The organism is Treponema sp. (assembly GCF_024696245.1).
Lineage (GTDB): Bacteria > Spirochaetota > Spirochaetia > Treponematales > Treponemataceae > Treponema_D.
Window position 1 is genome coordinate 1 of record NZ_JAILGZ010000016.1, and the last position, 5,154, is coordinate 5,154.

Below are 5,154 nucleotides of genomic sequence, written 5' to 3' on the forward strand. Positions count from 1 at the left end.
CTTCATCAACCTTACAAAGGAACAGCAGGACGACGTAATTGCCAGAACATGTCATGCGTCACTCTAGTTTGAATGTAGTGTGAACATGCGAGTTTGCGCAAGCAAACTCGTGAAGCAGCCGAAGGCTGCGACTCACGCAAGCCTTTAATAAGGGATTGTCTGGTCAAGCTGGACAATGACAGATGTCAAAAACCGTTTCGCTTTGCCGGAGCGGTTTTTTTATGGATGTGGCTATTTTCACAGTAAAATGCTAAAATACGCGAACTTATGGATAAAATTGAGATTTTATATCAGGATCAGTGGCTTCTAGTAATTAATAAGCCAGCAGGTCTTTTAAGTGTTCCTTATTCAGGCTGTAAAAAACATACTGCCCAGTCTTTGCTGGAAGATATTCTGAGAAAGAGAGGGGCTGTAAATTCAAAACATAAGCCTTATCCTGTTCATCGTTTGGACCGGGATACCAGTGGTGTCATGATGTTTGCTCTAACAGAGCAGGCTCAGCAAAAGATAATGGATAACTGGCATAAAATGGTAAGCGAGCGTTTATACCATGCACTTGGAGAAATATCTTCTAAGGCCAGGAGAAATCCGCTTGCAGATTCAGGTCTTATAGATGATGATTTATCCCAGAATGCCTATAACGTAGGCTTTGTTCCCAAAGAAGGTGATTTAGATAAGTCCGGACATAGCTTTAAGACTATGCCTGCAAGAACTCATTATAAGATGCTGGAAAAGGGGAAAAGTCATATACTTTTTGAGCTTTCTCTGGATACAGGAAAGAAAAATCAGATTCGTGCTCATCTTGCGGCTCACGGTTATCCTATTGCGGGTGATGAAGAACATAGGGCTCAAAGCAATCCTTTTGGACGTCTTTGTCTTCATGCCTGCACTTTGGAATTTACTCATCCTTTTACAGGGGAAAAGTTGAGGTTTGAAGTTGAGGAACCTGCCGCCTGGAAAGAATTTGTAAAGAAAGGGGATGCTTCAAGGTCTTCTTTCAGGAAAGAAAAAAATCAGTCTGATTATCATAAAAAATCAGAAGATATTACTTCAAAGCGGCCCCTTACTGGAAAGCAAAAATCTCATATGAATTTTATTGAAAGAGGGAAAAATTATCGTAAATAGTGTATACTATTAAACGTTACTTGAAGCTGATTTATTATTATATTTTATAAGAGAGGAAAATTATGCAGGGATATATTCATCAGTTGGAAAGTTTTGGATGTGCAGACGGACCTGGCAGCCGTTTTATAATCTTTTTTTCAGGTTGTCCTTTAAGATGTCTTTACTGCCATAATCCTGATACCTGGAAAATGACAGATGGTAAACTTTATTCCGTAGAAGAACTTGTTACCGAAGCAATGTCCTGTAAGGAATATTGGGGTAAAAAGGGTGGGGTAACCGTAAGTGGTGGAGACCCTCTTTTCCAGATTGATTTTCTTATTGAGCTTTTTACCCGTTTTAAGGAGCTTGGCGTAAATACCTGTATTGATACAGCCGGCGGACCTTTTAGAAATGGACGTGCAGCTGATGCTTCAGAGGCTGACAAAAAATGGTTTGCAAAGTTTGAAAAGCTCATGGAAGTGACAGATATTCTTTTGATGGATATCAAGCACATTAATGAAGAAGAGCATATTAAGCTGACCGGCCAGACAGGTAAAAATATCCGCGAAATGTTTGCTTATCTTGATGAAATCAAAAAGCCAATCTGGATTCGTCATGTTTTGGTTCCAGGCTGGACTGATAATGACGAATATCTTACTCAGACTCGTGATTTTATTCGTACTCTGCACAATGTAGAGAGAGTAGAAGTTCTTCCTTATCATGGTCTTGGCGCAATAAAATACAAGGATTTGGGAATTGATTATGTCTTAAAGGATACTGAAAGCCCAACTTTAGAGCGCGTTGCAAATGCAAAGAAGATTCTTGAATGTGATAAATACACAAAGTGGGAGGAATAAAATGAGTAAGTATCTTGAACGAGCAAAGGAAATTCGTGCCATTGTTGAACCTCATCACAATTGTACTCAGTCTCTTTTAATGAGCTTTACCCAATCTTTAGATATGGATGACGAAACTGCATATAAACTTGCAGCTGCTTTTGGAAGCGGCATGAAAAGCGGGCTTACCTGCGGTGTAATTACCGGCGGACTTATGGTGCTTGGCCTTTTTGGTGTAGATGACCCTGCAACAACCCAGAAGCTTATTAAAGATTTTTCATCTCGACATGAGGATATGGTAAACTGTGCAGATTTACTCCGTGCTAATGCCGCACTTGGTATTCCCAGAAAGACTCATTGTGATAAGCTTGTCTTTGAAATGGTTTCCTATCTTGAAGAAATACTGAAGGAAAGAGGAAAAATTTAACTTTTTAAATTATTTTTAAAGTTTTTTCTTGACAAATTACAAAATAGAGTTTATTATCCCCTCCTGTTAGTTTATTCTAACAAGGGGTATATAATGATTAAATTAAAAAAGACTATTCTCGTAGCCGCATTACTTGCTTTTTCTGCAGCAGCTTTTGCTCAGGAAGTAAGCTTTGAAAACACTCTTTCTTCTGACATTGTAGAAATTACAGTTGCAGATGATGAAACAGATTCAAGTTTCGCAGGTCTTGAGAATAATACAGTTGTTGGATACACATCAGACAAACTCGACTTTGGTCTTGATATTTCTTTCTTCCTTACTACTGCAGAGGTAGTTACAGGTCTTAATAAGACTTCCGCATATATGGCAATTGGTCAGGGCTATGGTCTTGCAGGTTATGCAATCAATGATTACTTTGTTGAATTCCGTCCTATTGAACTCCTTGGAATTGGTTTCCACCAGGGCTATTCAATTGCAGGTTCTTATCTTCCTGTAGAAGACAGCAATCTTGATGCCGGCAATATCGGAAGTGATTTTGGTCTCTTTATTCGTCCAATCGAAGGTCTTACAATCGGAGCTGGTCTTGATTTCACTTCCTTGTTTGGTGGATATGATGATTGGGATTCTCCATATCTGAACTTTGGTGCTGAATATGAAATTGCTGATACAGTATCTTTCGGAGCTGCTTTCCGCGATATTCTTAATGATTCACGTTCAATTGGTGCCTATGTTTCCTTCTTTGCTCTTGAAGGTCTTACAATCAACGGTGGCTTTACTTATAACGGCGAATTCGCTGATGTAGCCGGAAACCTTGTAAGTGCTGGCGTAATCTTTGAAAAGGATGCAATTTCTCTTGCCGGTGATTTAGTACTGGCTCTTGGTGGAGATGAAGATGATGGCTTTGATTTCTATGCAGGAGCTGCTTTTGGATATCAGATTTCAGATCCTTTCTCTGTGTCTATTGCAGCAAGCTTTAAGTCAGATTTCGATGCTGATGAAGATGGTTGGGAGCTTGGAATTAATCCTGGCGTAGCTTATGCTATTAATGACCATCATGAAGTTGGTGCCGGTCTTTCTCTTACATTTACAGGTACAGAAACTTGCATTGCAATTCCTGTATACTGGACATACTCATTCTAATCTCTGGAATGATATAACATAAAAAAATTAAGTCCATGCTTTTTCCGGCAGATTAGTCTGCCGGTTTTTTATTAATATTCAGTTTCCTTTACAGAAATTGTGATTGAATCTGAACGTCCCTTCTGGTCAGTTACTGTAATTTCGTGTATTCCGGGTTTTAGTTCCCATTCCAGAATCTGCCCTGATTTTGCTCTTCCTATAAAATCTGGTCCGTTGAACCAAAGTAATTCATTAGTATCAGCATCTGATGAAGCATACAAAAGAACTTTATTTTTTTCAGGGTCCTTTGGACGGTAAATGTAATCACTTCCTCCAAGCAGGGAAGTAATTTTTGGTGGATAACCTGCTTTTCCAGAATCCAGGCGAAAATCTTCCGGAGGATAATTTGGCGGCTGAATTCTTGGAAGTCCTGCTTCTTCAAAAAGAGCTGCTAAATCACTTGGCCAGAATTCTCTTATTACAGTTTTTACATAAGGTTTATTAACTTCGTCGGTGCGGTAACCGCTTCTAGTGTCTATGTTTATTTTTCTGTGAATCTTACATTTTTCAATTGGAGAGACACCCGGAATAAAATAAGCCTTTTCTCTATGCTGGCAGTTTTCGGTAGGAAGGCCACCGGATACGGCACAGACCTCTGTTTCTATAACATTTTCTGGCATTGGACGTGGAGCAAGTCTTTCTTTTACGGGAATATCAGATAAGATGCTATAGGCAAGATTAAAGAAGAGGGGAGCTACCATCTGGCGTCCTAAAAAGGCATTGTTTCCTTCTCCGTCAAAATTTCCTACCCAAACAATAAGCACGTATCTGTCAAAAAAGCCTGCAGACCAGGCGTCCTTAAATCCAATTGAAGTTCCTGTTTTGTAGGCAACTGGAATATCCTTTATTTCTGATGGTTTATTCTGATAAGGGGGAACATTCGCTTCAAGCATCTTGCTTACTATAAAGGCACTTTCCTCTGTCAGCATTCTTTTTTCTTCTTTAGAGCCCCTTTCCATTAAATATTTTACATCCTTTTGCAGGCCAGCATTTGGAAGGGCAGAGTACATTTTTGCCAGCTCCAGCATGGAAATATCCGCAGTTCCAAGAACTATGGAAAGACCGTAATGCTCTCTTTCCTTAAGTCCGCTTACTCCGGCTTCCTGCATATAATCATAAAGATTTCGGACCTTTAAGTTTTGCTGCAAATAAATTGCCGGAATATTTCGGCTGTCGGCAAGGGCAAACCAGGCTTGAACCGGCCCCTTAAAAATGCTTCCATAATTATCGGGGGAATATTCATTAAAGGTTGTCGGAATATCCTTAAGCATGCTTCTGTAATGAATAAGGCCTTCTTCCAGAGCCATGCCATAAATAAAAGGTTTTAATGTAGAACCGGGAGAACGTTTTGCTGTTGTTGCATTTACCTTGCCTTCAATTGAATCATCATAATAGTTTGCAGAACCAATATTTGCTATTATTTCCATCTTTTTCCAGTCAAGTAAAAGGAGGGCGGCATTTTTTACCCCAAAGCTTTTGTTCCTGTTCAAATAAGAAGTAAAGATTTTTTCGCATTGTTCCTGAATATTAAGGTCTATTGTAGTGTGGACAGGCTCCTGACTTCGAATGTTCTTTTCATAAAGCAGCATTTCTGTAAAATGACGGGCC

5 protein-coding genes are annotated in these 5,154 nt (G+C 39.4%); 4 read left to right on the forward strand and 1 reads right to left on the reverse strand.

Translation table 11 applies throughout. From position 1 onward, the window contains the following. Positions 1-267 precede the first annotated feature (267 nt). The 4 genes from K6D58_RS01260 (at position 268) to K6D58_RS01275 (ending at position 3,507) form a co-directional block, all read left to right on the forward strand. Entirely contained in the window at positions 268-1,125 is an 858-nt protein-coding gene (locus K6D58_RS01260; RefSeq protein ID WP_296826731.1) for an RluA family pseudouridine synthase, read from the forward strand. Between the two features lie 62 nt (positions 1,126-1,187). After that, positions 1,188-1,961 carry a pyruvate formate-lyase-activating protein gene (pflA, locus tag K6D58_RS01265; protein WP_296826733.1) on the forward strand — a complete coding sequence of 258 codons (774 nt, stop codon included), beginning with the start codon at positions 1,188-1,190 and terminating at the stop codon, positions 1,959-1,961. Position 1,962: 1 nt separating this feature from the next. Further along, on the forward strand, positions 1,963-2,367 hold the full coding sequence (locus tag K6D58_RS01270) for a C-GCAxxG-C-C family protein (RefSeq protein WP_296826734.1): 405 nt from the start codon (positions 1,963-1,965) through the stop codon (positions 2,365-2,367). 93 nt (positions 2,368-2,460) lie between these two features. Continuing rightward, entirely contained in the window at positions 2,461-3,507 is a 1,047-nt protein-coding gene (locus K6D58_RS01275; protein WP_296826735.1) for a hypothetical protein, read from the forward strand. Positions 3,508-3,578: 71 nt separating this feature from the next. On the opposite strand, the gene K6D58_RS01280 is transcribed toward K6D58_RS01275, so the two are convergent. Then, positions 3,579-5,154 (reverse strand): penicillin-binding transpeptidase domain-containing protein (locus K6D58_RS01280; protein ID WP_296826737.1); only part of this gene is annotated, 1,576 nt, incomplete at its 5' end.